The organism is Qipengyuania huizhouensis, assembly GCF_019711635.1.
GTDB classification, from domain to species: Bacteria; Pseudomonadota; Alphaproteobacteria; order Sphingomonadales; family Sphingomonadaceae; genus Qipengyuania; species Qipengyuania huizhouensis.
On record NZ_JAIGNT010000010.1, the window covers coordinates 19,563 to 44,672 of the forward strand.

General features: G+C 61.2%; 19 protein-coding genes and 1 tRNA gene. 13 read left to right on the forward strand and 7 right to left on the reverse strand.

What is annotated here, in order from left to right; genetic code table 11:
• Positions 1 to 90: 90 nt before the first annotated feature.
• Positions 91 to 1,917 (forward strand): DEAD/DEAH box helicase, encoded by a 1,827-nt coding sequence (locus K3180_RS09435; protein WP_221540278.1) that lies wholly within the window; start codon positions 91 to 93, stop codon positions 1,915 to 1,917.
• Here K3180_RS09435 and K3180_RS09440 read toward each other — a convergent pair.
• On the reverse strand, positions 1,914 to 2,735 hold the full coding sequence (locus tag K3180_RS09440) for a universal stress protein (RefSeq protein ID WP_221540280.1): 822 nt from the start codon (positions 2,733 to 2,735) through the stop codon (positions 1,914 to 1,916). The genes K3180_RS09435 and K3180_RS09440 overlap by 4 nt on opposite strands.
• 118 nt (positions 2,736 to 2,853) lie before the next feature.
• Positions 2,854 to 4,821 (reverse strand): excinuclease ABC subunit UvrC, encoded by a 1,968-nt coding sequence (gene uvrC / locus K3180_RS09445; RefSeq protein WP_221540282.1) that lies wholly within the window; start codon positions 4,819 to 4,821, stop codon positions 2,854 to 2,856.
• 63 nt (positions 4,822 to 4,884) lie between these two features.
• Between uvrC and K3180_RS09450 the strand changes: the two genes are divergently transcribed.
• Together K3180_RS09450 and K3180_RS09455 are read left to right on the forward strand one after the other, a co-directional pair.
• Complete coding sequence (locus K3180_RS09450; protein WP_221540284.1) at positions 4,885 to 6,171, forward strand: APC family permease; 1,287 nt, start codon at positions 4,885 to 4,887, stop codon at positions 6,169 to 6,171.
• A gap of 1 nt (position 6,172) precedes the next feature.
• Complete coding sequence (locus tag K3180_RS09455) at positions 6,173 to 7,354, forward strand: BaiN/RdsA family NAD(P)/FAD-dependent oxidoreductase (RefSeq protein WP_221540286.1); 1,182 nt, start codon at positions 6,173 to 6,175, stop codon at positions 7,352 to 7,354.
• On the opposite strand, the gene K3180_RS09460 is transcribed toward K3180_RS09455, so the two are convergent.
• Positions 7,351 to 10,098: a TonB-dependent receptor plug domain-containing protein gene (locus K3180_RS09460; protein ID WP_221540288.1), complete on the reverse strand. Its 2,748-nt coding sequence runs from the start codon at positions 10,096 to 10,098 to the stop codon at positions 7,351 to 7,353. The two genes, K3180_RS09455 and K3180_RS09460, sit on opposite strands and share 4 nt — an antisense overlap.
• 205 nt (positions 10,099 to 10,303) lie before the next feature.
• On the opposite strand from K3180_RS09460, the gene infA reads away from it, so the two are divergent.
• The 7 genes from infA to purC all read left to right on the forward strand — a co-directional run bounded on the left by infA (position 10,304) and on the right by purC (position 14,734).
• A complete protein-coding gene (gene infA, locus K3180_RS09465; RefSeq protein WP_006833527.1) occupies positions 10,304 to 10,561 on the forward strand; it encodes a translation initiation factor IF-1 in 258 nt (85 codons plus the stop codon).
• 6 nt (positions 10,562 to 10,567) lie between these two features.
• Positions 10,568 to 11,143 (forward strand): Maf family protein, encoded by a 576-nt coding sequence (locus tag K3180_RS09470; protein ID WP_221540289.1) that lies wholly within the window; start codon positions 10,568 to 10,570, stop codon positions 11,141 to 11,143.
• Positions 11,136 to 12,083 (forward strand): Rne/Rng family ribonuclease, encoded by a 948-nt coding sequence (locus tag K3180_RS09475; protein ID WP_221540292.1) that lies wholly within the window; start codon positions 11,136 to 11,138, stop codon positions 12,081 to 12,083. Before K3180_RS09470 ends, K3180_RS09475 begins: the two co-directional genes overlap by 8 nt.
• On the forward strand, positions 12,076 to 12,255 hold the full coding sequence (locus K3180_RS09480) for a DNA gyrase inhibitor YacG (protein ID WP_221540294.1): 180 nt from the start codon (positions 12,076 to 12,078) through the stop codon (positions 12,253 to 12,255). The genes K3180_RS09475 and K3180_RS09480 overlap by 8 nt, the downstream gene beginning before the upstream one ends.
• Positions 12,256 to 12,343: 88 nt before the next feature.
• Positions 12,344 to 12,419 (forward strand) — tRNA-Phe (locus tag K3180_RS09485).
• 75 nt (positions 12,420 to 12,494) lie between these two features.
• The gene (locus K3180_RS09490) at positions 12,495 to 13,817 is read left to right on the forward strand and encodes a cation:proton antiporter (RefSeq protein ID WP_221540295.1); all 1,323 of its coding nucleotides are present in this window, start codon (positions 12,495 to 12,497) and stop codon (positions 13,815 to 13,817) included.
• A 110-nt stretch (positions 13,818 to 13,927) separates the two neighbouring features.
• Positions 13,928 to 14,734 carry a phosphoribosylaminoimidazolesuccinocarboxamide synthase gene (gene purC, locus K3180_RS09495; protein ID WP_221540297.1) on the forward strand — a complete coding sequence of 269 codons (807 nt, stop codon included), beginning with the start codon at positions 13,928 to 13,930 and terminating at the stop codon, positions 14,732 to 14,734.
• Here the strand turns inward: purC and K3180_RS09500 are convergent, their stop codons facing one another.
• A complete protein-coding gene (locus K3180_RS09500) occupies positions 14,735 to 15,616 on the reverse strand; it encodes a diacylglycerol/lipid kinase family protein (RefSeq protein WP_221540298.1) in 882 nt (293 codons plus the stop codon).
• A 162-nt stretch (positions 15,617 to 15,778) separates the two neighbouring features.
• Between K3180_RS09500 and K3180_RS09505 the strand changes: the two genes are divergently transcribed.
• The 3 genes from K3180_RS09505 to purQ all read left to right on the forward strand — a co-directional run bounded on the left by K3180_RS09505 (position 15,779) and on the right by purQ (position 19,768).
• Positions 15,779 to 18,655: a M16 family metallopeptidase gene (locus K3180_RS09505; protein ID WP_221540301.1), complete on the forward strand. Its 2,877-nt coding sequence runs from the start codon at positions 15,779 to 15,781 to the stop codon at positions 18,653 to 18,655.
• Positions 18,656 to 18,857: 202 nt separating this feature from the next.
• On the forward strand, positions 18,858 to 19,091 hold the full coding sequence (purS, locus tag K3180_RS09510; protein WP_221540303.1) for a phosphoribosylformylglycinamidine synthase subunit PurS: 234 nt from the start codon (positions 18,858 to 18,860) through the stop codon (positions 19,089 to 19,091).
• Positions 19,091 to 19,768, forward strand: coding sequence for a phosphoribosylformylglycinamidine synthase subunit PurQ (gene purQ, locus K3180_RS09515; protein ID WP_221540305.1), 678 nt, complete (start codon positions 19,091 to 19,093; stop codon positions 19,766 to 19,768). The genes purS and purQ overlap by 1 nt, the downstream gene beginning before the upstream one ends.
• A gap of 5 nt (positions 19,769 to 19,773) precedes the next feature.
• Here purQ and K3180_RS09520 read toward each other — a convergent pair whose 3' ends face one another.
• The 3 genes from K3180_RS09520 to K3180_RS09530 form a co-directional block, all read right to left on the reverse strand.
• Entirely contained in the window at positions 19,774 to 22,089 is a 2,316-nt protein-coding gene (locus K3180_RS09520) for a putative bifunctional diguanylate cyclase/phosphodiesterase (RefSeq protein ID WP_221540401.1), read from the reverse strand.
• Positions 22,090 to 22,260: 171 nt separating this feature from the next.
• Positions 22,261 to 24,084, reverse strand: a complete 1,824-nt coding sequence (gene glmS, locus K3180_RS09525; protein ID WP_221540306.1) for a glutamine--fructose-6-phosphate transaminase (isomerizing) — start codon at positions 24,082 to 24,084, stop codon at positions 22,261 to 22,263.
• Positions 24,085 to 24,140: 56 nt separating this feature from the next.
• Positions 24,141 to 25,043: a DMT family transporter gene (locus tag K3180_RS09530; protein ID WP_221540308.1), complete on the reverse strand. Its 903-nt coding sequence runs from the start codon at positions 25,041 to 25,043 to the stop codon at positions 24,141 to 24,143.
• Between the last annotated feature and the right edge of the window lie 67 nt (positions 25,044 to 25,110).

Genomic DNA, 25,110 nt, shown 5'->3' on the forward strand with positions numbered 1-25,110 from the left:
CCCGATAGCCGCGCCGAGTGCGGCTTCCGCTTCCCCCTTCTACCCTCGGCGCCGCGCAACGATGCGGCGTCTCTTTCGTTTGTGAGCATCATGAGTTTCGAAACACTCCCGCCGATGATCGGCGAAGCCCTTTCCGAGCGCGGCTATACCGCCCTCACCCCCGTCCAGTCCGCCGTCGTCGAGGACGAAGCACGCGGACGCGACCTGATCGTGTCCGCCCAGACGGGATCGGGCAAGACGGTCGCCTTCGGCCTTGCCATGTCCGAAACGCTGCTGGCCGAAACCGCCAATCTGGCGCTGGTCGAACAGCCGCTGCTGCTGGTAGTCGCCCCCACGCGCGAACTCGCGCTGCAGGTCAGCCGCGAACTCGGCTGGCTTTATGCCAAGGCCGGTCTGCGGATCGCAACCTGCGTCGGCGGGATGGATGCGAGCAAGGAACGCCGTGCCCTGCGCACAGGCCCCGCCATCGTGGTGGGTACGCCGGGCCGCCTGCGCGACCACCTCGAACGCGGCGCTCTCGACCTTTCCGGCCTTGCCGGTGTCGTGCTCGACGAAGCCGACGAGATGCTCGACATGGGCTTTCGCGAAGACCTCGAGGAAATCCTCGACGCCACTCCCGACAAGCGCCGCACGCTGCTGTTCTCCGCCACCATGCCCCCCGCCATCGTGCGTCTGGCAGAGCGGTATCAGTCCAATGCGCTGCGGCTGTCTCTCGCGGGCGAAACCCGCGGACATGGCGACATTTCCTATCAGGCGATCACGGTCAGCCCCTCGGAAATCGAGAACGCAGTAGTCAACCTGCTGCGCTTCCACGAGGCCGAGACCGCGATCTGTTTCTGCGCCACGCGCGACAGCGTCCGCCGGCTCCATGCGACGTTGCAGAACCGCGGCTTCGGCGTGGTGGCACTGTCGGGCGAGCACTCCCAGTCGGAACGCAACCAGGCCCTGCAGGCACTGCGCGATCGCCGCGCCCGCGTCTGCGTCGCAACCGACGTTGCCGCACGAGGGATCGACCTGCCGACGCTGAGCCTCGTCATCCATGTCGAAATTCCGCGCGATGCGGAAACGCTGCAGCACCGTTCTGGTCGTACTGGCCGTGCGGGCAAGAAGGGCACTGCGGCTATCGTCGTGCCCTACAACCGCCGCAAGCGGGTCGAGAGCATGCTACGCGGCGCGAAGATCGCCGCCGAGTGGATGGATGCGCCAACCCCCGAAGCCATCGCCAGGAAAGACCGGGCGCGGCTGATGGAAAAGCTCACCGCGCCGACCGAATTCGACGATGCGGACCGCGAACTGGGCAAAGAATTGCTGGCCAAGCTTTCGGCAGAGGACATCGCCGCTGCGCTGGTCCATGCGCACCGCGCCAAGATGCCGCATCCCGAAGAACTGCTCGCGAATACGCCCGAAGCGCGAGACAAGGCCAAGGCCGAACGCCATCGTCCCGGTTTCGAGGATGTGGTCTGGTTCAAGATCGGCATCGGCCGCCGCCAGAACGCCGAACCGCGCTGGATCCTGCCGCTGCTGTGCCGCCGCGGTCACATCACACGCAATGAAATCGGCGCGATCCGCATCGGCCAGCACGAAAGCTGGTTCCAGGTGCCGAAAACCGCCGCCGCAAAGTTCGCCGATGCCATTGCCCGTACGGCCGATACCGATGACGAGCAGGACGCGATCGTCATCGAGGAATCCCCCGATGGCCCCCGCGTCGAAGCCCGCCAGAACCGTCGCGAATTTGGCGGTGGCGACGGAGGCGGCCCTCGCGTGCGCCCGAAGCCCTTCGGCAAGGGACCGCGCAAGGGCCCAAGCGGTGGTCCCGGCGGCAAGAAGCCGGGTGGGAAGCCTCCGTTCAAGAAGGGCAAGCCCGGTGGCAAGCCGTTCGCCGGAAAGCGCAAACCGGGAGGTCCGCCACGGTCCTAGTGCTTCAGCAGAAGGGGCACCCGCACGTCGGAAAGCATGGCCCGCGTGACTCCGCCGAATACCCATTCGGACAGGCGCGTGCGGCCATAGGCTCCCATCACGATTAGTCCGACGCCCCGGACATCGGCTGCATTCCGGATCGCCTGGGCTGTGCCGTTCTCGGATTGCTCGAGCTCGACCATTTCGCTCGATATGCCATGATGAGATAGATAGTCCGCACCGCGTATCGGTGGCAGGTCGAATTTGTCCTTGCTGCCCCGCTTCTTCGTCTGCACCGTAGCCAGATATACTCTGCTTGCCCGTTTCAGGAACGGCAGAGCAGCGCGCAGCGCGTGGGAGGCTTCGGCCGATCCATCCCACGCTACCAGCGCAGGCTTTTCCAAATCCATCCGCGTGCATTCATCGGGGAGGACGAGAACGGGACAGTCTGCGGTCAGTGCGAGCTCGCCCGCCGTGAAGGAGGGGGCCTCGCCCCCCGCACGAGGCTCGCGTTCGCCCACGACCACGAGATCGGCCAGCGACGAGCGCTTCAACAGGGCCAGCGCAACTGGGCCAGCCTTGTCCACCCAGTCCCAGGGAACGTCCTCGTTCGCAAGGTCCCTTTCGGTTTCCTCGCGAAGCTTGCGCACTTCTTCTCGCCACACCGGCACCATGGCGGCAAAAGCAGCCCCATAGGGATCGTTGCTCGCGGCTACCTCGTAAGGCATGGCCGTCAGCAGAGTCAGATGGCTGTCGAACGCTCGTGCGAGGTCAAGCACGACATCCAATCGCCTTGAGTGGCCCGGATCCTGATGGGCATTGAAGAGGATCGATTTCATGGCGAATCTCCAGGCAGTCTCGGCTCGAGAGACGACTCCCCGAGCCTTCTGGTACCCGTTTACACTTCCAGCCACTGCACGTCATTGATCGAGCGCAATCTGGCCGAGACCCGCAAACTCAGCCGCCCGCGTGATAGAAATCGTATATCTGCTGCGCCACGCCTGCGCTGATTCCCGGTGCGCGCTGGAGGTCCTGTAACGAAGCGGCGCGGACCTTGCCCGCCGTGCCGAAATGCAGCAGCAGCGCACGCTTTCGCGATGGCCCGATGCCGGGAATTTCGTCGAGCGGAGAGGCCGTGATTGCGCGGCTGCGTTTGGCGCGGTGGGCGCCGATGGCATAACGGTGCACTTCGTCGCGCAAGGTCTGGAGATAGAACAGGAGCTGCGAATTGACCGGCAGTATCTTTTCGCGACCATCGGGGAAGTGGAATACTTCGCGCCCCTCGCGCCCGTGGTGCGGGCCCTTGGCGATGCCGATGACGGGCACGTCGGCCGCGATCCCCAGATCCTCCAGCACACCCATCACGCTCGAAACCTGTCCCTTGCCGCCATCGATCAGCAGCAGGTCGGGCCAGATCGCTTCGTGTCCCTTTCCATTTGGCGCGCTCTCATCTTCACGGTCGGTCTCTGCAAGCTTGCGGAAACGGCGGCCCATGACCTCGCGCATCATTGCGAAATCGTCGTTTGTCTGCGCGGTCCTGATGTTGAACTTGCGGTACTGGCCTTTTTCGAAGCCTTCGGGACTGGCGACCACCATCGCGCCCAGCGCCTTGTCGCCCTGGATATGGCTGTTATCGTAGATCTCGATGCGCTGCGGCACCTCCTCCAGTTCGAGGAATTCCGCCAGTTCGCGCAGCCGTTGCGCCTTGGTCCCACTCTCTGCCAGCCGCCGCTCTAGCGCTTCGGTGGCATTGCGCTGCGCCTGCTGCATCAGCTTGCGCCGGTCGCCGCGCTGCGGGATCGAGATCACGACCGCATGGCCCGCCTTCTCGGCCAGGGCCTCGGCCATCAGTTCCTGTTCGGCCAGTTCCCGGTCGGTCAGGATCGTCTTGGGCGGCGGAACCTCTTCGTAGAACTGCAGCAGAACGTCGGATAGCACCTCTTCCTCGGCCAGATCGGCTGTATTCTTCGGGAAGAAGGCCTTGTGCCCCCAGTTCTGTCCGCCGCGGATAAAGAAGGCCTGCACGCCGATCTGACCACCCTTGGCAGCCAGCGCGAAGACGTCGGCATCGCCCACGCCGCTGGCATTGATCGCCTGGCTACCCTGGATGAAGGTCGCCGCGCGCAGTCGGTCGCGCAAGATCGCAGCAGTCTCGAAATCGAGGTTCTCGGCCGACTTGGCCATCTGCTTCTCGATATTGGACTGCACAGCCCCGGACTTGCCCGAAAGAAAGTCCTTCGCTTCCTGCACGAGGCTTTCGTAACCCGCCTCGTCGATCCGGCCGACGCAGGGGGCCGAGCAACGCTTGATCTGGTAGAGCAGACAGGGCCGGTCGCGATTGTTGAAGAAACTGTCGGTGCAGCTCCTCAGCAGGAACAGTTTCTGCAGCGCGTTAAGCGTCTTGTTGACCGAGCCCGCGCTGGCGAAAGGACCGTAGTAATTGCCCTTGGCCCGCCGCGCGCCGCGGTGTTTCTGGATGCGCGGAAAGGCATGGTCGGCGCGTAGCAGGATGAAAGGGAAGCTCTTGTCGTCGCGCAGCAGCACGTTGAACGGCGGGCGGTACCGCTTGATCAGCTGCGCTTCGAGGAGGAGCGCCTCTGCTTCCGAATTGGTGACGACGATTTCCATCGCCCGGGTCTGGCTGACCATCCGCTGGAGCCGGATGGAAAGGTTCTTCACCTGCGTGTAATTCGCCACCCGCGCCTTCAGGCTGCGCGCTTTGCCGACATAAAGCACGTCGCCCCGCGTATCGAGCATGCGATAGACGCCGGGGCGCGGCTTCAAGGTCTTCACCGTGTCGCGGATGGCCTTGATCCCGGTTTCGAGATCCGGCTGCGCGCTGGCCACGGTCTTGGTGGCGCGTTCCTCGTGGAAACGCTCCTTTCCTCTCGGATCATTGGGAGAACCGGCCTTGCTGCGCGACATGGCGGTGGAGATAGTGCGCGCGAGGCGCTTGTGCAAAGCCGTGTTTGCCGCCATCCACCGCCCATGGACGGGAAAACGATATCACCACCGCGCACCATGGGTCTGTTCGGCGCTTCGCTGCTGCCTGTGAACGGAATGATCGGCGCGGGTATCTTCGCCCTGCCTGCAACCTTGTTCTTGGCTGTAGGCAGTTTCGCGCCTTGGATGATGCTGCTGGGCGGGCTCTTGTTCCTGCCGTTGACGCTGACCTTCGCATGGCTTTCTGCCCGATTCGATCATTCGGGCGGGCCGATCCTTTACGGAGAAGCGGCGTTCGGGCGTTTCATCGGCTTCCAGGCCGGTTGGGCACGCTATGCCAGCGCCATTGTGACGGTGGCGGCCAACACCCATGTGATGGTCTCATATCTTGCCACGCTATTCCCGGTACTCGACGGGCCGGTGCTACGCCCGCTGATAGTGGCAGGATTCATCGGCTTCATAACCATCGTCAACCTGTTCAGCCTGCGCAGTTCTGTTGCCACGCTGAGCGCTTTGACTGCGGTGAAGCTGCTACCGCTATTCGCCCTGATAGTGGCCGGGCTGTTCGCCGGTGAGCCGCAGCTAGGACTCGTACTCCCGGCTTTCTCCGATGCCGAGACGGTGGTGTTGCTGACCTATTACGCCTTCATCGGCTTCGAATATGTCGTGCTGCCTGCGGGGGAGATGAAGAACCCCAAGCGCGACGTTCCACTGGCGCTGGTAGCAATGTTGGGCGCAGTTACGCTACTCTACATGCTGGTCATCTGGGCCTATATCGCCATCGACCCGGCGGCAGGTGCGGATGCCGAAAACCCGCTGGCCATCGCCGCTCGCGAAGCGATGGGTCCAGCGGGCGCAATCGCCATCGTCATTGCGGCGGCCTTCAGCATCGGGGCGAACAATTTCGCGGGCGGTATCAGCCTGCCCCGCATGACTTACGGCATGGCCGAACGCGGTATGCTGCCGCGCTGGTTCATGAAGGTATCGCCGAAGCTGGGGACACCGGCCAATTCTATCCTGTTCTATGGCGGGGCGAGCATCGCCTTCGGACTTTGGGAGGGATTCATGGTGCTGGCACTCGCCGGGACATTGACACGGCTTTTGACCTATCTGATCGCGGCCTTTGCCTTGCCCATGATCGAGAAGCGCGAAGGCGGCATAAATCCTCTCCACGGTTCCGTTTCCATTCTTACGGTTCTCAGCACGATCTGGGTCGGAACCCATGCCGATACGCAGAGCTGGATAGTATTCGGCGGCCTGGTTGTTGCCGGCACGTTGCTTTATTTTATCGCCCGACAGGAACGCCCGGTCGAGCCACTCGCCGCGCAATAGCGTGTCTAACTTCGATGCAATAATCCTCGGGGCAGGAGCCGCCGGATTGATGTGCGCGGCACGAGCGGGCCAGCAGGGCCGGCGTGTACTGGTACTCGAAAAGTCGGAAAAGCCGGGAAAGAAAATCCTGATCTCAGGCGGCGGACGGTGTAATTTTACCAATATCGGCGCGGGCCCGGCGAACTATCTTTCATCCAATCCGCACTTCGCCAAATCGGCTCTGGCCCGATACATGCCGCGCGATTTCCTCGCGCTGGTCGAAGGCTATGGCATCGCCTGGCATGAGAAGACTTTGGGTCAGTTATTCTGCGATGGCTCATCGAAACAGATTGTCGAGATGCTGCTGGAAGAATGCGCCAGGGGCGCCGTCGACATTCGCTGCAACGAGGAGGTGTCCGAGGTCACGCAGGGCGATGGTTTCACGGTCGTCGCGCAATCCGGAACCTATTCCGCGCCCAATCTGGTGATCGCCACGGGCGGCCCTTCAATCCCCAAGATGGGCGCAACCGGCTTCGCCTATGATCTCGCGCGCCAGTTTGGGATCAAGGTCGTCGAACCTCGTCCCGCACTCGTTCCGCTGACACTGGGGGGCGAGGAAGTGCTGTTTCGCGAAATTTCGGGTGTTTCCGCACCGGTCATCGCCAGCGCGGGCAAGGCGAGCTTTCCCGAAGCTGCGCTATTTACCCATCGCGGGCTGTCGGGCCCTTCGATTTTGCAGGCCTCCTCCTACTGGAAACCGGGCGAAGAGGTGGCGATCGACTTCCTGCCGGATCGCACCGGCAGCTGGCTGCTCGACCGCAAGCGCGAAACGCCCCGCGCCACCCTGCGCTCGATCCTGCGCGAAGCCCTGCCCGACCGTCTCGCCGATATTCTCGCCCACAAGCTCGGCTTGGAAAAAGAACTCGGCAATGCGAGCGACAAGGAACTACGCACGGCGGAAGGGCGTCTCAAACACTGGAGTTTCCGACCGACCGGCAGCGAGGGTTTCGCCAAGGCAGAGGTTACCGTGGGCGGCATCTCGACAGCCGAACTTTCGTCGAAGACGATGGAGGCCAGGAAGGTCCCCGGCCTCTACGCAATCGGAGAGGCGGTCGACGTGACGGGTTGGCTCGGCGGCTACAACTTCCAATGGGCCTGGGCGAGCGGTGTTGCTGCCGGCGATGCCATCGCGGGCAGCGTCTAGAACGCCTTTCTGACCTCAATGCCGAAATAGCGACCGGTGGGATCGATCCTGAACGGTTCGTAAGCTGCGGGGACATCCCCGTTCTCGTCGGTAACACTCCTGCGGGCGTCGAACACATTGTCCATCATCGCCGAGACGCGCAGGCCTTTGAGAAAGCCATCCTCCTTGTCGAACGCCTCGCCCAGATCGGCGAACAGGCGGATATCCACCGTCGCCAGATCGCCGAAGAACAGATCACTCGATCCGGGGATATCTCCTCCGCGAAGAACAGCCTCGCCGACATATTGGCCCGAAAGGCGGAAGCCGTAACCCTGCCAGAAGATGCCGCCCTGCAGGCTTGAGCTATGGCGCGGAACGGCCCCTCCCCCGAGCACGAAGCCGTCGATCTGATCAAACAACGGCCCATTCTCGGACAACAGCACCTCGTTTTCCAGCACGATATTGTGATTGAAGCCGAGGAAGTAGCGCGGGCGCGTGTCTTCGTTTCCGCCGCCTCCCATCATCCGGGCCATGCGCCCGCCACCGGCGCGACGGTCCTCCTGACCGGACTCGCCGCCAGGAGCGGCATCAGCGCTGCACATACGTTCGCGCAAAGCCTTCAAGCGCTCCGGATCGATCTCACCATCCTCGTTTCTCAGCCGTGCAAGCATTTCCTCCGGCAGTCCTTCCAGATTGGGCGGATCGGCACAAATTGCTGTGCGCATGGCGGCGAAGCGCTCGCTTCGTTCTTGCGCTTCCTCTCCGCAGAACCGCTCACGCGCGGCCGCGATCTTCGCCGGGTCCGGATTGCCGTTTTCGTCGAGCAGTCGCGCGCGGAAAGCCTCCGGGATCTGCGACAAATCTGGCGTCTCGCCTTCCGGCGTATTGCAGAAGACTTCCCGCACTGCCTGCATGCGCGCGGGATCGAAACCGCCGCCCTGGCCGCCCTGCGGCGCTTGCGTCGCAGCTTGCCCGCCTGCACTTTGCTGTTCGGTGCGTTCGGGTGCCTTCCCGATTTGCCCGCGGGTGTTGAAGCCGAAGGAAAGGATGCGGCTGCGGGTCTCATACAAAGTGAGCGGGCGCCGATCGATGGCCAGCAGTTCGCCATCGGTGTCGCGGGTCACACGGTCGGGAAAGGCCTGCTCGAATGCGGAGCTGAAGGAAGGCGATGCGGTCACATCGCGCGAACGATTGATGCCGTAATCGGCGCTCAAACGCGAGTTTTCCCAGAAGGGCAGTTCCCAATTGGCGCTGAATTTCCAGTCGGTCTGCGTTTCCGCCAGGAGGTCGGGGTTGCCACCAGTCACGACCGTGGCCAGCACGGTTTCGCCGCTGCGATAGTCGAAGACGGTAGAGTTGAGTTCGTCGATCTGCGGATTGCCCAGGTTGGCAAGCGAAGGCGCGACTTCGCGATAGATGCGCGTGGCGCTCAGATTGAGGTTATCGAACGGCGACCAGTTGGCGCCAAGGCTCCAGTTCGCCAGCGTGCCGAAATCCGACAGGTCCTCGAAGCCGCCCGTCGCAGTAAGCGAGATATCGCCGATAACGCCCAGGGGATCTCCGCGCCGCGCGATCGGCGCCGTCACGGTGAGGCCGCCGTTGAGCCGCCTGCGTGTCAGCGAAATGTCGCTATCCGCGCGGGAATCCTCGCTTTCTAGCCTCGTCCAGTCGAGACCCAGATCGAGCGTGGTGCTCAATTCGCCGGCTGGAAGTTGCAACGGGAAACCGTTCACGGTCAGCTTGTTCGAGGTCGTATAGGTTCGACTGCTTGCCGTATCGAAACCGCTCGCATCGTTGCGGTCTATCTCTGTAAGAGAGCGAGTGTGATTGGAATCGTTCGTGAAAGTCGCGTTCCAGGCACCGAGCGGTTTGTTGAAGGTGAGACCGGCAGAATAGCTATTGGTTTCGCCGCGCCGCTCGAGCGGGGTTGTACCGTCGATGGCCAGGCCGGAAAGGCTTCGACTTTCATCGTGCCCAACCGTCCCGTTGAGGCTGATCGAACTGCCGCTGTCCATGAATGCACGGGTATAATTGCCCTCCGCCTGCAGGCTCATTGTGTCCGAAACGAGACTGCGGAATTGGGCATTGCCGGGGATCTCCGTCAGGACGAGATCCCGCTCCGCTTCGGTCAGCAGGCTGCGGTCTTCCGCCTCCACGTTGAAGTTTAGCCGACCCTTCTCGCCGATCCTCAACCACGACGCTTCCTGTTCATTGCGAGAATAGCCACCATCCGCTGGCTGTTCGTATTCCACTTCCGCGGTCACGCTCTGGAAATTGGGCTTGAGGACGATGTTGACCACGCGCTGGTCCGGCGAATAGCCGAAACGCTGCGCCACCTCTTCCGCAAACACCTCTACCTTGGCGACGGCTTCGGGAGGGTAGCTGCGAAATTCGCGCCAGCTCGATACGCGAATACCGTTGATCAGGAAGACGGGCCTGCCCCCGCCGCGTCCGCCCCGTGCACCGCTGCTGGTCGCAGGCTCTATGGCTTCGATAAGATCGGCGATCGATCCCGCGCCGAAGGCTGCAATATCGGCTTCGTCATATTCCGCAAGCGGGGGCTGATCGATGATGAGCTGGCCCTTGAGACGAGTGCCATAGACGACGATGTCGCCATCATCCGCGTCCGGAACGGCCGCCGCGGGTTCGGCCGGATCATCTGCGGGCTGTTCCTGGCCCTCGTCATCCTGCGCCATTGCGGATGGAATTTGCCATACCCATATGGCGGTCAGCGCCAGAAGCGTGGATTTGCCGTATCTTCGCATCAAACTCGGGTCTTTCGATTTTCGGTCGTCAGGCCCCCTCGCTTGATGACTTCGGCGAAAGGACAAATAAGGACAAGGGCTTGCCGCGTATCGAATTGTCGCGGCTGCCTTGCAGTAAGCTGAATGCCAAACTCTTTCCTTTTATCCCTCCTGCCGCTATGGGCGCGCGACATTACTCGACCAACAACATGACTTAAGGACACGAATGGCCAAGGAAGAACTTCTCGAAATGCGCGGGCGCGTTGTGGAACTGCTGCCCAACGCCATGTTCCGCGTCGAGCTCGAGAACGGCCATGAAGTGCTGGGCCACACGGCTGGCAAGATGCGCAAGAACCGCATCCGCGTTCTGGTAGGTGACGAGGTGCTGTGCGAACTGACGCCTTACGATCTCACCAAGGCGCGCATCACCTACCGCTTCATGCCCGGACGCGGCGGCCCTGGCCAGGGCCCCGGCCCGCAGTAATTCCGCGTGGGTTCGCCCAAGCTCATCCTCGCCTCCGCCAGCCCGCGCCGCCGCGAACTCATCGCGCGGCTGGGCCTTACTCCGGGCGCGATCAATCCTGCCGATATCGACGAAACGCCTGCCAAGGGCGAATTGCCGCGCGACTATGCCAGGCGCATGGCGCGTGAAAAGGCTGAAGCTGCTGCAAGCAACGAAGGGTTCGTGCTGGCGGGCGATACCGTAGTGGCCGCCGGCCGCCGCATCCTGCCGAAAGCCGAGGATGAAACGACTGCCCGCCAGTGCCTTGAACTGCTATCGGGCCGTCGCCACCGCGTGTTTTCGGCCATTGCTCTGCGTGCACCGGACGGCATCGTTCGGGAGCGCCTGAGCGAGACTATGGTTCTGTTCAAGCGCCTTTCCGGGCACGAAATCGACGCCTATATGGCCAGTGGCGAATGGCACGGAAAAGCTGGTGGATATGCAATCCAGGGCGTCGCCGAGGGCCTGATCACTCGCATTCAGGGCAGCCATTCGGGTGTCGTCGGTCTGCCGCTCTACGAGACACGAACGCTTCTGAAAGCGGCAGGGTTCGAAATTGCCTGAGTGGCTGATCGAGGAAGGGATTGGCGAGACGCGGGCGATCCTGCTCGATAGCGATACTGTACTGGCCGCAAAATGCCGCTGGCACGGCGAATTATACGCCGGCCAGACTATCGCCGCAAAGTTGGCAAGCAAGCGCGGCGTCCGGGGCACAGCGATCTCTCCCGAGGGCCGCGAGATTCTGGTCGACAAACTGCCCCGAAACGTAAGCGAAGGAAGCACGCTCGACCTCGTCGTGACCCGTGCCGCCATGACCGAGCGGGGACGCTACAAACTGCCTTCCGCCCGGCCCGCGGACACCATTACGAAGACAGCGGACGTCTTCAGCGGCGGAAAAGCCGTGCACCGCTTTCCCGCCGGGACATGGGAAGACATCTGGCTCGCCGCGAATTCGGGGGAGGTGGAATTCAACGGCGGATCGCTGCTGTTTGCCGTCACCCCTGCGATGACTTTGGTCGATATCGACGGAGACCTCGATCCGCGCGCGCTGGCGCTGGCAGCGGTCGGGCCGCTCGCACTCGCGCTGGGGCAGTTCGATCTCGGCGGCTCCATCGGGATCGACTTTCCGACGCTGGAAGCCAAGGCGGATCGCAAGGCAGTGGACTCCGCTCTCGGAGAGGCGCTGTGGGATTGGCCGCATGAGCGCACGGCGATGAACGGGTTCGGCTTCGTGCAGCTCGTCTCGCGGCTGGAAGGTCCCTCCCTGCTGCACCGCTTCGCCGCGTCGCGCACTGGTATGGCGGCACGCATGGCATTGCGCCGTGCGGAACTGGTCGAGGGTGCAGGTATCACGCTTCTTACAGTCCATCCCGCACTCAAGGCCAAACTCGAGCCCGAATGGATTGAAGAGCTCGAACGCAGAACGGGTCGCCCGCTGCGGATAGAGACCGAACCCGGCCTTGCCATCGAGGCAGCTTCTGCCCAGATCATGGGGCATGAGTAAATCCTGCCCCATCTGCAAGAAGCCGCGCTCCGAAAAGCATGCCCCGTTCTGCTCGGATCGATGCCGCGACCGTGACCTCGCGAAATGGTTCGGAGACGGATACGCCGTGCCCGGTCGTGCAGCCCTGCCGGAAGAGATCGCCAGCGAAGTGGTCACGCCGCAGGACGACTGAAATAGCCCCTTGCCAAGCCGCCCCCGCTTCGCCATAGGCGCGCACTCCAACCGCTGGAGAGCCCCACGAGAGGCCGCAGCGAAGGTAAGCCCGGGTAGCTCAGTTGGTAGAGCATGCGACTGAAAATCGCAGTGTCGGCGGTTCGAATCCGTCCCCGGGCACCACTTTATAGCCTCCGGAATAACGTCCTCCTCCGCGAAGGGTTCTCCTGACCCTCGGGCCGCGCTATCGCTGACGTCATGCACGAAGAAACAGCGACTGCGCTCTCCGCCTTCGATATTGCCGCCTTGCTGGTTGTGGCTTCTGCCTTACTCGGTTGGTTCAATCATCACTTCATCAAGCTTCCGCATGTCATTGGCTTAACTGTGATGGGCGCGCTTGCCGCCATCGGCCTGATGGTTGCCAATGCCCTCATTCCAGGCGTCACGCTCGACGACTGGGTGGCCGACACGCTGCAGCAGATGAATTTCACGGAAACATTGCTACAGGGGATGCTCAGTTTCCTGCTGTTCGCGGGCGCGCTGCATGTGGATCTCGACCGGTTGAAGGTTGCATGGCTTCCGGTGCTGCTTCTCTCCACCGTCGGCGTGATGATTTCGACCGTGCTGGTCGGCCTCGCGATGTGGGGCGTCGGGATGCTGCTCGGCCTTCCCATCGCTCCGATCTGGTATTTCGTTTTCGGTGCCCTGATCGCACCGACCGATCCGGTTTCCGTACTTGGCGTGCTCAGGGAAGAGGCCGTCCCGCAATCGCTGCAGAGCGCAGTTGCGGGGGAGAGCCTGTTCAATGACGGCGTCGGCATCGTGGTATTCATCATCCTGCTGGGCGCTGCCATCAGCGGGACCGACTTCTCCCTTGCCGAGGGGGCACAGCTATTTGCGATCGAGGCTGGTGGCGGCATTATGGTCGGATTGATTGCCGGGTTCATCGGTTATCGCGCACTCGCTGGAATGGACGAATATACCCTCGAAGTCCTGATCACTCTCGCAGTGGTCATGGGCGGTTATGCGCTGTGCAGCCAACTCCATATTTCCGGCCCTCTGGCCATGGCGGTCGCCGGATTGCTGATCGGCAATCACGGCGTGACCTACGCCATGAGCGACGTGACGCGCGACTACCTCCTCAAGTTCTGGGAATTGCTCGACGAACTGCTCAATTCGGTACTGTTCCTGCTGATCGGGCTGGAAATGATCGTATTGATCCCCGGCGTGGACGAATTGATCTTCGGCCTAGTCGCTATCCCCCTGACCCTGATGGCACGTGCAGTGGGCATTTTCGTTTCGACCAAGACCATTCCGGCCGCACGGCTCCAAGACAAGGGTGCTGGGCGTGTATTGTGGTGGGGCGGCCTGCGCGGCGGGATCTCGATCGCGCTCGCCCTCTCCCTTCCGCCCGGCGAAACGCGCGACCTGATCCTTGCGGCGACTTTCGCAGCCGTATTGTTCAGCGTGCTCGTCCAGCGTGCCACGCTTGGCCGCCTGATCGCGAAGCTGAAGGACGAACATGCGCCTGCCGTCGAAGAAGACAAGGCCCAGTCCACCCCCATTCCGCCGCCCGCATGATTGCTTTCGTCACCGCCATCCGGTAAGCGCCGACCGAACGCCCCGGCCTCGTGCGGATCGCTTCGATTCCACCGCCGGGGCGCAAGTGTTTTGCGCGAAGGAAGAAACCGATGGCACGTCGCCGCCAGATCTATGAAGGCAAGGCCAAGATCCTCTACGAGGGTCCCGAGCCGGGCACGATCATCCAATACTTCAAGGATGATGCCACCGCCTTCAATGCCGAGAAAAAAGGCACGATCAACGGCAAGGGCGTGATCAACAATCGCATCAGCGAATATGTCTTCACTCGGCTGTCGCATATTGGAATTCCGACGCATTTCATTCGCCGCCTGAACATGCGCGAGCAGCTGGTGCGACAGGTCGAAATCATCCCGCTCGAAGTGGTGGTGCGCAATGTCGCTGCCGGTTCCCTTTCCAAGCGCCTCGGCATCGAGGAAGGCGAAGTGCTTCCGCACACCCTGATCGAATACTGCCTCAAGGACGATGCCTTGGGCGACCCCAAGGTGTCGGAAGAAGAGATCGCCTGCTTCAATTGGTGCAGTCACGAAGAGATGCAGGACATGTCCAGCATGGCTATCCGCATCAACGATTTCCTCTCCGGTATGTTCGCTGCGATCGATATCCGCCTGGTGGATTTCAAGCTCGAATTCGGCCGCATCTGGGATGGCGACTACAGCCGTACAATCCTTGCCGACGAAATCAGCCCCGACGGCTGCCGTCTGTGGGACATCAACACCGGTGAAAAACTGGACAAGGATCGCTTCCGCCGGGACCTCGGCGGCGAGAGCGAAGCCTATCAGGAAGTGGCCCGCCGCCTCGGCATCCTTCAGAATGAAGACAGCGGCCCGGGCGAAGTCCTGGACATGAGCGCGCACCGCACCCGCCTGCGCACCTCGATCAAACCGCCGAAGAAATAGTCAGACGATATAGCGCAGCGTCAGTCCACTTGGCGCGATGGCGTAGGCGCAGTCGGGCATGTGGTCTCCGTCAACCTGCACGGGGGTAACGCAACGGTCGAACTCGACCCGGCGGCAGCTGCGCACTTTCGCCTTGGCAAAGCGTTCGACAGGAAGGCCGAGCATGGCAGCCAGGCTCAGCGCCATTATACCGAACCGGGTACCCTCCCGCAGCGTAATCACTTCGACAGAATCGGCGTGCAACGCCGCCTCCGGGCTCATGCGGAAAGGCCCTGCATAAAGCGCCGCGTTCGATACGATGACCGCCTCGGCTTCATCCTCGAATGCCTCCCCTTCGGTCGTCGTCCCGCGTACGATCATCGGTGCCCGCGGCCACTCGCGCATTTGCTGCATCATGGCGATGACATAGGCATACCGGCCTATACGCTTTTTCAGTTCTCCCGAAACGCGCGCGACCGCGTGGCTGTCCGGGCCGATGGAGAGGCATGACACGATCGGAAGTTCACCCAGCCTATAGAGCGGGGCGTGCGCCCATCCTTCTTCACCGCGCGCCCAGCCTTCGGCGATCTTCTTCGCAAAGTCGTCAGGCTTGCGGGGATAATCCAGTTCCCTTGCAACAAGATTGATCGTTCCCGAAGGAGCAACGCATATCGGCGTGCGTTCCACATTATCGCCAAGAGACCGCACGACATCCCGCAAGGTACCGTCGCCGCCAAGCACACAGATGATATCCGCACGCCCGGAAAGTCGCGCGCCTTCGGCAGTTGTAGGCAGCGACACGACTTCGAAGCCTTCCCCCTCCAGTGCCATGATGAGTGAGGTGAGGTGCTTTTGCGCGAAGCTCCCCGAAACCGGGTTGTAGACAAGGTCGATTGCAGCCATCGCCACCGCCTCTACCTTTCTGATGCCAAAATAGAACCTGCAATTCATCGGAAGGGGAGTGACTTTTGCAGATTGCGGGGCAGCTGTCCTTGCCCTCAGCAGCCCAATCTGTACTCTCCCATCCGGGACGGTCGCGATTGCGGCTGAATGAAGGGACGCCAGATGAAATTACTGAATGTTGCACGCGCGGTTGCCGCGCTGCCTCTTATCGCGCTCGTCGCGCCGCTCGCTGCGCAGGATGCGGTGCCAGCGCAGACCGAGGCTCAACAGCGCAGCGAAACCGGCTGGGGCCTGCCGATCTACGACATCGCACCCGATGCTTCGGTTCGGTACGGAATCCTTGAAAACGGCATGCGCTACGCGATCATGCGTAACCAGACCCCGGAGAGCGCAGTTGCCATTCGCTTTGGCTTCGATGTTGGCTGGGTCGATGAAGAGGACGACGAACTTGGCCTCGCCCACTTCATCGAACATATGGCCTTCAATGGTTCGACCAACGTCCCCGAAGGGGAGATGATCAAGCTGCTCGAACGCGAAGGCCTTGCCTTCGGGGCGGACACCAATGCCTCGACCGGTTTCGAGGAAACGATCTACAAGCTCGACCTGCCGCGGAATGATGCCGACTTGCTGGGAACTGCGCTCATGCTGATGCGCGAAACGGCAAGCGAACTCACCATTGCCGAAGATGCGGTCGATCGAGAGCGCGGCGTCATTCAATCCGAAACGCGCACGCGCAACAATTTCCAGATTCGCCGCATCAAGGATTATCTCAAGTTCATCGCGCCCGATACGCGCTTTGCCGGGCGTTTCCGCGCCGACGAAACGGTCGAGAATATCGATGCGGCCCCTGCACAGCGCCTCCGCGAACTTTATGCGCGCTATTATCGGCCTGACAATGCGGCACTGGTGATCGTGGGCGACATCGACGTCGCGGCGGTGGAAGCCGAAGTGCGAGAGCGGTTCGCCGACTGGACTTTGCCCGATGCCGCGATCAAACACGTCGATGGCGGCATGATCGACCTGAAAAGAGGACCAGCCGCCGCCAATTTCGTCGATCCGGACGTTCCCTATCTCGTTGTCATCGACCGTTTTGCACCCTATCGCGAACCCCACAGCACAACGGCAGACTTTCGCCGCTCACTCCTTTCGCAGCTTGGCCGCGCCATGCTCAACCGCCGGCTCGAACAGATCGCAAATTCACCGGATGCCCCGATCATCTCCGGCGGAATCTCGGGAAGTGACTTCTTCGAATTGTACGATCAGGCATCACTGACCCTGCAGGCCAAGGAAGGCGAATGGCAAGAGGCGTTGTCAGTCGGCGAACAGGAATGGCGCCGCGCGATCGAGCACGGTTTTACCCAAGCGGAACTTGCCGAACAGATTGCTAATTTCACGCGCAGTTTCCGGGATTCCGCACAGCAACAGAATACCCGTCAGAGCGCGGGTCTCGCGACCGGCATTCTCGGCACTGCCAAGACCGGACGGCTCTTTGTTTCGCCCCAGACCAATTGGGAGATATTCCAGCAAATCGCCGAGACGATCATGCCGGAAGCCGTCGCCGAAGTATTCCGCGAAGACTATGCCCTTTCCCCGGCGCTGGTTCATGTAAGTTCGAAAACTCCAGTCGAAGGCGGTGAGCAGGCTATCCTCGATGTACTAGCCACATCGCAAGCCATGCCGGTGGAGGCTCCATCAAGTAACGAAATGGCGACTTTCGGTTACACTGATTTCGGCACGCCGGGAGAGGTGGTGTCGGATACTGTGGTCGAGGACTTGAATTTCCGTCAGATCCGCTTCGCCAATGGAGTGCGTCTGAACCTCAAGTCGACCGATTTCGAAGAAGGCAAATTGCGTTATTCGATCCGCATCGGATCGGGCCTGCTTTCGCTTCCCGATGATTCAATCGGCACCGGCCTGTTCCTTTCCACCTCGCTTGCGCAGGGTGGGCTCGGAAAGCACAGCTATGACGAGATCCGCCGGATCATGGCAGGTCGTGATGTAGCAAGTGGATTGAATGTGGGCGGAGACAAGTTCTCTACTTCTGGCAGCACGACGATGACCGACCTCGAGCTACAGCTTCAGCTAACCGCAGCATACCTCACGGATCCGGGTTTCCGCCAAGAGGCTCTGAGCCGGTGGCAGGCGCTCCTGCCGCCATTCCTCGCCAGCGCCGATGCGACCCCGCAGGCGGTTTCGCAATTCGAACTACCTCAGGTCCTGACGGACGATAATCCCCGCTTCGGCATTCCCTCTCAAGATAGGCTGGAGGCAGTCACTCTTGAACAGGCGCGGGCGCTGTCTTCCGATCAGTTTGGCTCCGCTCCGATCGAAATCGCGGTCGTCGGCGAAATCGACGAGGCCACGATCATCGATGCGGTCGCTCGTACATTTGGCGCGCTACCAGCGCGAGCAGATGTGCTGGAACCGTTCGAGGACGCAAGGCAAGCCAGTTTCACTGCCCGGCGCGAACCGGTCACGCTAACTCATGCCGGTGCAGAAGATCAGGCGCTGGCACAGGTCTACTGGCCCACGACGGATGATGGCGATGCGCAGGAAGAAGCGACGATGCGGCTTCTCGCAACAGTCATGCGACTGGAACTGCTGGAGGAGATCCGCGAGAATCTGGGCGCGTCTTATTCTCCCGGCGCCTCGTCTTCTATGTCGGATACCTATGAAGGTTTTGGCACCTTCTCGACTTCGGTGGTCGTCGCTCCCGGCGATGCCGACACGGTCTTCGCAACCATCGACTCCATCGCGAAGGACTTGCGCGAAAATCCGGTCGATGCCGACCTTCTGGATCGCGCCCGCCGCCCGATGTTGGAAAATCTCGCGCAGCAGAAGACCCAGAATCCATACTGGCTCGGATTACTCTCGGAAGCCCAGCTCAAGGCTGACCGGCTCGACCGCTATCGCACACTTGAGACGCGATTGCGGAATGTGACACCGCAGATGTTGCAGGAAGCGGCTGCGCGTTACCTGACGGAAGCCGAGGCCCTGCGTATCCGGATCGTGCACCAGTCGCTGGCCCAGCGCAATTAGGCTGCCTGGCAAGAGAAGAAGACCGGAGGACGATACAGGCTAATTCTATTTGCCGGATCGGCAAAAATTCTGCGGTTCATAAAGTCGGTTTCAAAGTACTTCCCGCCAGACATGAACTCCCTCGTGGCTTGCTCTTGCAGCCCTCTCGCGGCATAGGCGCGCGGCAAATGCCGACCGCATCGTTCCAATCGAAAGGCAGCCCATGAAGATTCGCGTTCTCGTCAGCCTCAAACCCGGCGTGCTCGACCCGCAGGGCCGTGCAGTTCATCATGCGCTGGAGGGACTCGGCTTCCAAAGCGTCGACGATGTCCGCATTGGTCGTACTGTCGAACTCGACGTAGCCGATGACACCAGTGACGAAGCGCTCACCGATATGTGCGAGAAGCTGCTCGCGAATACCGTGATCGAGAACTACAAGATCGAGAAGCTCGGCTGATGGCTTTCCGTTCGGCAGTCATCACCTTCCCCGGTTCGAACTGCGACCGCGATATGGCGGTGGCGCTGGAACAGGTTTCAGGCACCGCGCCAGTCCGCATATGGCATGGCGATGCCGAGCTACCCGAGGGGCTCGACTTTATCGCCCTGCCCGGCGGCTTTTCCTATGGCGATTACCTCCGCTCCGGTGCGATGGCGGCCAACAGCCCGATCATGCGTGAGGTTGTCCGCGCTGCCGGCCGGGGAGTGCCGGTGCTGGGCGTGTGCAATGGCTTCCAGGTGCTTGCGGAAGCGCGGCTGCTGCCCGGCGCCTTGATGCGAAATGCCAGCCAACACTTCATTTGCCGGACTGTATCGCTCAAAGTCGAGACTACGCAGTCCATCTTTACCCAAGGGTATGAAGCCGGACAGGAAATCCGCATTCCCGTGGCACATCACGATGGCAACTACTTCGCCGATGAGGACACGCTCGACCGCTTGGAAGGCGAAGGCCGTGTAGCTTTCCGCTACGTCGAGAATTGTAATGGATCGCGACGCGATATCGCCGGAATCCTCAACAAGGCAGGCAATGTTTTGGGAATGATGCCCCACCCCGAACGCGCTGTCGATGCAGCCCATGGCGGCACAGACGGACTGGCATTATTCGATGGGGCTATGAGGGCGCTTGCGAACGCCTGAGAAGGTCAGGCGATTTTGCGTGTACCCGAAGCGCGGTTCCGGAAGATCTTGCGCACATCTTCCGAAGGCATGGGGCGACCGAAGTGGAAGCCCTGGATCTTATTGCAGCCAAGCCGGCGGATCATCTCCGCCTCCTCGTCATTCTCGACGCCTTCCGCAGTGGTCGTCATATCGAGGCTGTCCGCCATGGCCACGACTGCACGAATAATGGCAAGGCTCTCGGGACTGTTTTGCGCCGCACCCTGAACGAAAGTTCGATCGACCTTGATGGTGGTGAACTTCAGCTTGCGCAGATAGCCGAGCGAGGAGTAGCCGGTCCCGAAGTCGTCAAGCGCCACCGAACAGCCCAGAGCCATGCACTGCTCGAGTGCCTTCCGTGCCACATTGGCGTCGCGCATGAAGATGCTCTCGGTCACTTCGATCTCGAGCCGCTTGGGATCCAAGCCACTGTGCGATAATGCGCGCACAACCGTTCCCGCGAAGTCAGGCTCAACCAGTTGCTCGGGCGACACGTTGATATTGACCTTGACATTCTCCGGCCAGTTGCAGGCAGCCTCGCGACAGGCCTCCTGCAGGACCCAGGTACCGATCGGAACGATCAGGCGGGTATCTTCCGCGAGCGGAATGAACTTGGCCGGGCTGACGAAGCCGTGTTCTTCGCTGTTCCAGCGGATCAGCGCCTCGAAACTGACGATCTCTTCCGTCTTGGCATCCACCACCGGCTGGTAGTGCAAGACGAACTCGTTCTTTTCGAGCGCGCTTCGCAGGGAAAATTCGAGCTTGCGGCGCTCTTCCGCATTGCTGTGCAGGGCAGGCTCGTACTCGAAATGTCCGCTCCCGCCCCCATCCTTGGCCCGATAAAGTGCCAGGTCGGCATTTCGAAGCAGTTCCTCAACCGTATTGCCGTCTCTTGGGCCGATTGCCGAACCGACGCTGGCACCGACGTAAAGTACCTGATTGTCGATATGATAGGGCGCAGAAAGTGCCGAAATGATTGCTTTCGCCAGAGATTCCACACGGCTGCGATCGCTTGCATCGCGGATTATCACGGCGAACTCGTCGCCACCCAGCCTTCCGCACAATTCGCCTTCACCCATCAACGACTTAAGGCGCGATGCGACATGCGCCAGCATCTTGTCTCCCACCAGATGCCCAAGTGAATCGTTGATGGCCTTGAACCGGTCGAGGTCGATCATCAGAAGCGCGCAACGAGCGCGCCATTGTCCGGCATATGCCAGAGCCTGGAACAAGGATTCGTTGATCTGCAGCCGGTTGGGCAATTGGGTAAGCGTATCGTAGCGTGCGAGATATTCGATCTTTTCGCTGCTCTCGCGCTGTGTCGTCACATCGGAGCCCACGCCGCGGAAGCCAAGCCACAAGCCATCCTCGTCGAACATGGGCGTTCCCGACATTTCCCACCAGCGGGTCTGGCCATCTACGAGCGCTTTCACGAGAAGATTGGAGAAGCTCTCCTTTCCTTTGAGCCGATCAGCCAGTTCGTGAATGCTGGAAGGAAACTGGCCCGTCTTCCAGCCGTCACCCGAGATCAGCTGAAGGAACGATTTACCTTCGATCTCGGCGATGTCTTTCCCCATCGCGAATGCGAGGCGGGGACTGACCGAACGCAAGCGCCGGTTCGTGTCGATCTGCCACAACCAGTCAGCCTGACCATCCTCGAATTCGCGCAGCAGCATCGACACGGTTTCGCTCTTCTCGTGCATTTCGAGCTCCGCAACGCGAGCCCCGAGTGCTACGCGTGCAGTTTCGATCACGCCGAAACAGGCAAAGAATGCGCTGGCAATGATGATGGCGGCGAGACCGTAGTTGAAAGTTGCCAAGGCTGCCACGACGGCCCCTGCGCTCACTGTCAGAGTAAAGGCGATGGTGCTTAGGGGCGCACCATAACGGCTGACAGCACTCGCCATCACGAGGAGGGCCAGCACCGACCATAGGGCAGCTACCTGATCACTGGGTCCGAAGACTACGGCCATGCACATACCTACGGACCAGACTCCCCCTTTGAGGGCAGACCACAGGGCGTGGCGATGCAGCTCTTCCATCGAAAAAGCGCGTTCTTCCGCATCGCCCAGGCGGCGATCGAGAAAGTAGGAGAAGGCAACAACAGAGGCGAGTACGGCTCCCCAAATCCCAAGTAATATACCCGGGATTGCGCCACGGCACATCCAGCCCACCACCAGCGCGGCGAACAGGTGCAAGACGATGCGTGTACCCGCACGCTTTGTGACCATCGAATATTGCCTGCCATGCAGACGCGCGAAATCTCCGCATTCAGGCGCATCGAGCCCGATGATCTGTCGCATGCTCAGCGACCTGTCCGCGGAGGACGGCACGATTTCGTTCTCGCTCACGATTAACGGCTTAGTCGCGAAAGGTTATTCTCGCGTAAACCGCAGGTGATTTTCCGCACCGTCCGAACCGCTCGCGATACTTGGCCGAATTGGCCCTAAGAACCCGATTTACCTGCGAAATTTCTATTCGACGGTGACCGATTTTGCGAGATTGCGCGGCTGGTCGACATCGGTCCCTTTCGCACAGGCAACATGATACGCGAGCAATTGCACCGGGATGGCATATACAAGGGGTGCGATCAGCGGATGGACGCGGGGCATTTCAATAGTGGCTAGGCAGCCTTCGCCTGCCTCTTGCAGCCCCTTGGCATCCGATATGAGCACGATCTGCCCGCCGCGCGCGCGGACCTCTTCCATATTCGAAATGCTCTTTTCGAATAGTGGCCCGGAGGGCGCGAGCACGATTACCGGCACAGCGTCGTCGATCAGCGCAATCGGCCCGTGCTTCATCTCGCCGCTGGCGTAGCCCTCGGCATGGATATAACTGATTTCCTTGAGCTTCAGCGCTCCCTCCAGGGCCAAGGGATAGTCCGGGCCGCGCCCGAGATACAGGACATCGCGCGCCGGAGCGATCAGATGCGCCATACTGGCTATATCCTCGTCATGATCGAGCGCGGCATTTAGCGCAGCGGGTGCCTCGAGCAGGTGCGCGACAACCTCCTGCTCTTCCTCGCGGCTCATCAGCCCCTTCTTCACCGCCATGTGCGCCGCGAATGCAGCCAGTACGGCAAGTTGGCAGGTAAACGCCTTCGTGGATGCGACACCGATTTCCGGCCCTGCATGTGTCGGAAGCAAAAGATCCGCCTCACGTGCCATGGTACTTGTCGGCACGTTGACGACTGCACCGATAGTCTGCCCGTTTTCCTTGCAATGGCGGAGCGCCGCCAGTGTATCTGCCGTCTCGCCACTTTGCGAGATGAACAGGGCAAGCCCCCCGTTTTCGAGAACCGGTTCGCGATAGCGAAACTCGGAGGCCACATCGATATCGACCGGCACGCGGGCGAATTGCTCGAGCCAGTATTTGGCGACCATACCGGCATAGAACGACGTCCCGCAAGCGACGATCGTCACGCGTTTTACGCTCGAGATGTCAAAGTCGAACTGCGGCAAGGCCACGGAGTTGTCTGATTGCCGCAAATAGGAGGAGAGCGTCTGCGCGACCACGATGGGCTGCTCGAAAATCTCTTTCTGCATGAAGTGGCGATAATTGCCCTTTTCCACTGCAGCGGCGGAAGCACCCGAGCTGCGAATTTCGCGCTCTACTTCTTCACCGTTCTCGTCGTAAATGGTTGCACCTTCGCGGCGGACGACGACCCAGTCGCCCTCTTCCAGATAGGTAATCTGCTGCGTCAGGGGCGCGAGCGCCAGCGCGTCGGAGCCGAGATAGGTTTCGCCATCCCCGTAACCCACCACCAAAGGCGAGCCGCGCCGCGCACCGATCACCATATCGGGGTGCTCGCGAAAAACGATTGCGAGTGCAAAGGCGCCACGAAGGCGAGGGAGAACATTGGCGACAGCCCTTTCCGGCGTCTCTCCCTGTTCCACCAGACGCGAAATGAGATGTGCTACCACCTCGCTGTCGGTATCGCTTTCCAGCCTGCGCCCGGCTTCACGCAGCTCGGCACGCAATTCCTTGTAGTTCTCGATAATGCCATTGTGGACCAGCGCGACATGGTCCGTCGCATGCGGGTGGGCATTGTTCGCGGTCGGCGCACCATGCGTCGCCCAGCGGGTATGCGCGATGCCGATATCGCCAGGCGCCGGATTGTTCGCAAGCTCCACGACCAGATTGTTGAGCTTGCCTTCGGCACGGCGGCGGACCAGCCTGCCCTCCTCTATCGTGCAGATACCCGCGCTGTCATAGCCGCGATATTCCATGCGCCTCAGTCCGTCGACCAGCCTTTCCGCTACAGCTTCCTTGCCGACGATACCGATTATTCCGCACATGCACGTGACCCCTTATTCATCTGTCGAAAGCACACTTAATGCCTTCCGTCTGCCGATCAATCGGCACTTAAGTTCACTGGTTCCCGCGGTGTGCTCCACCACAGCAACAAGCCCGCACCGATTATGATCGCGGCGCCGGCCAGCGTAAGCAGATCGGGAATGTCGCCAAACCACCACCAACCCAGGAAGGTCGCGACCAGCATCTGGACATAGGTAGTCGGCGCTATGGTTGCTGCGCCCGCACGCTGGGTTCCTATATATGCCAGCCAGTGGGCGCTGCTTGCTGTAATAGCGACTACGGCGCAGCGGGCTACGATCGTCCAGTCCGGCGCAGAAATCTGGAGATTCTCGAACCCCGAAATATGCCCGCCCACAGCGGCAAGAATCAGGAGCGGCATGGCGCCGATCTGCACGAAGACCTGCATCGACAGGGCGCTGCCTTGCCCCGCACTCGCACGGTTCGCGATTATCATCAGCGCGAAGAAGAAAGCTGAAGCCAGAGGCAGGAGTGCAACCAACCCCAATTCGGCAAGGTTCGGCCTGAGAACCAGTCCGACACCCACCAGCGCTGCCAGAGATGCAAACCAGACCGCAGCTCGCACCTTCTCGCCCAATAGCGGCCCGCTAAGCAGCGCGACAACTACCGGCGAAACAAAAGCAAGCGCCATTGCCGTCGCCAGAGGCATTACGAAGATGGCCGAAAAGAAACAGAGCGACGCGGCGGCAAGGCAGAATCCCCGCGCGGCCTGCAGCCTTGGATTACCAGGCCGGAAAGCTGCCTTCCCCTCATTCGCGGCAAGCAGAACCGAAAGACCGGCGGAACCGAGCGCAAAGCGCAACGCCGCCACGGCCAGAGGCGACCATTCCCCCGACATGGTCTTGATCACTGCATCGCCGACGCTGAGCAGGGCGAAACCGCACAGCGCGATCAGGATACCGCTACGTTCTGAATGTTGCATGGCGAGGTGGGTAATTCCTGGTTGAGATCACGCGGCCTTGAACGAGCTGCGCATACAGCAATTGTCC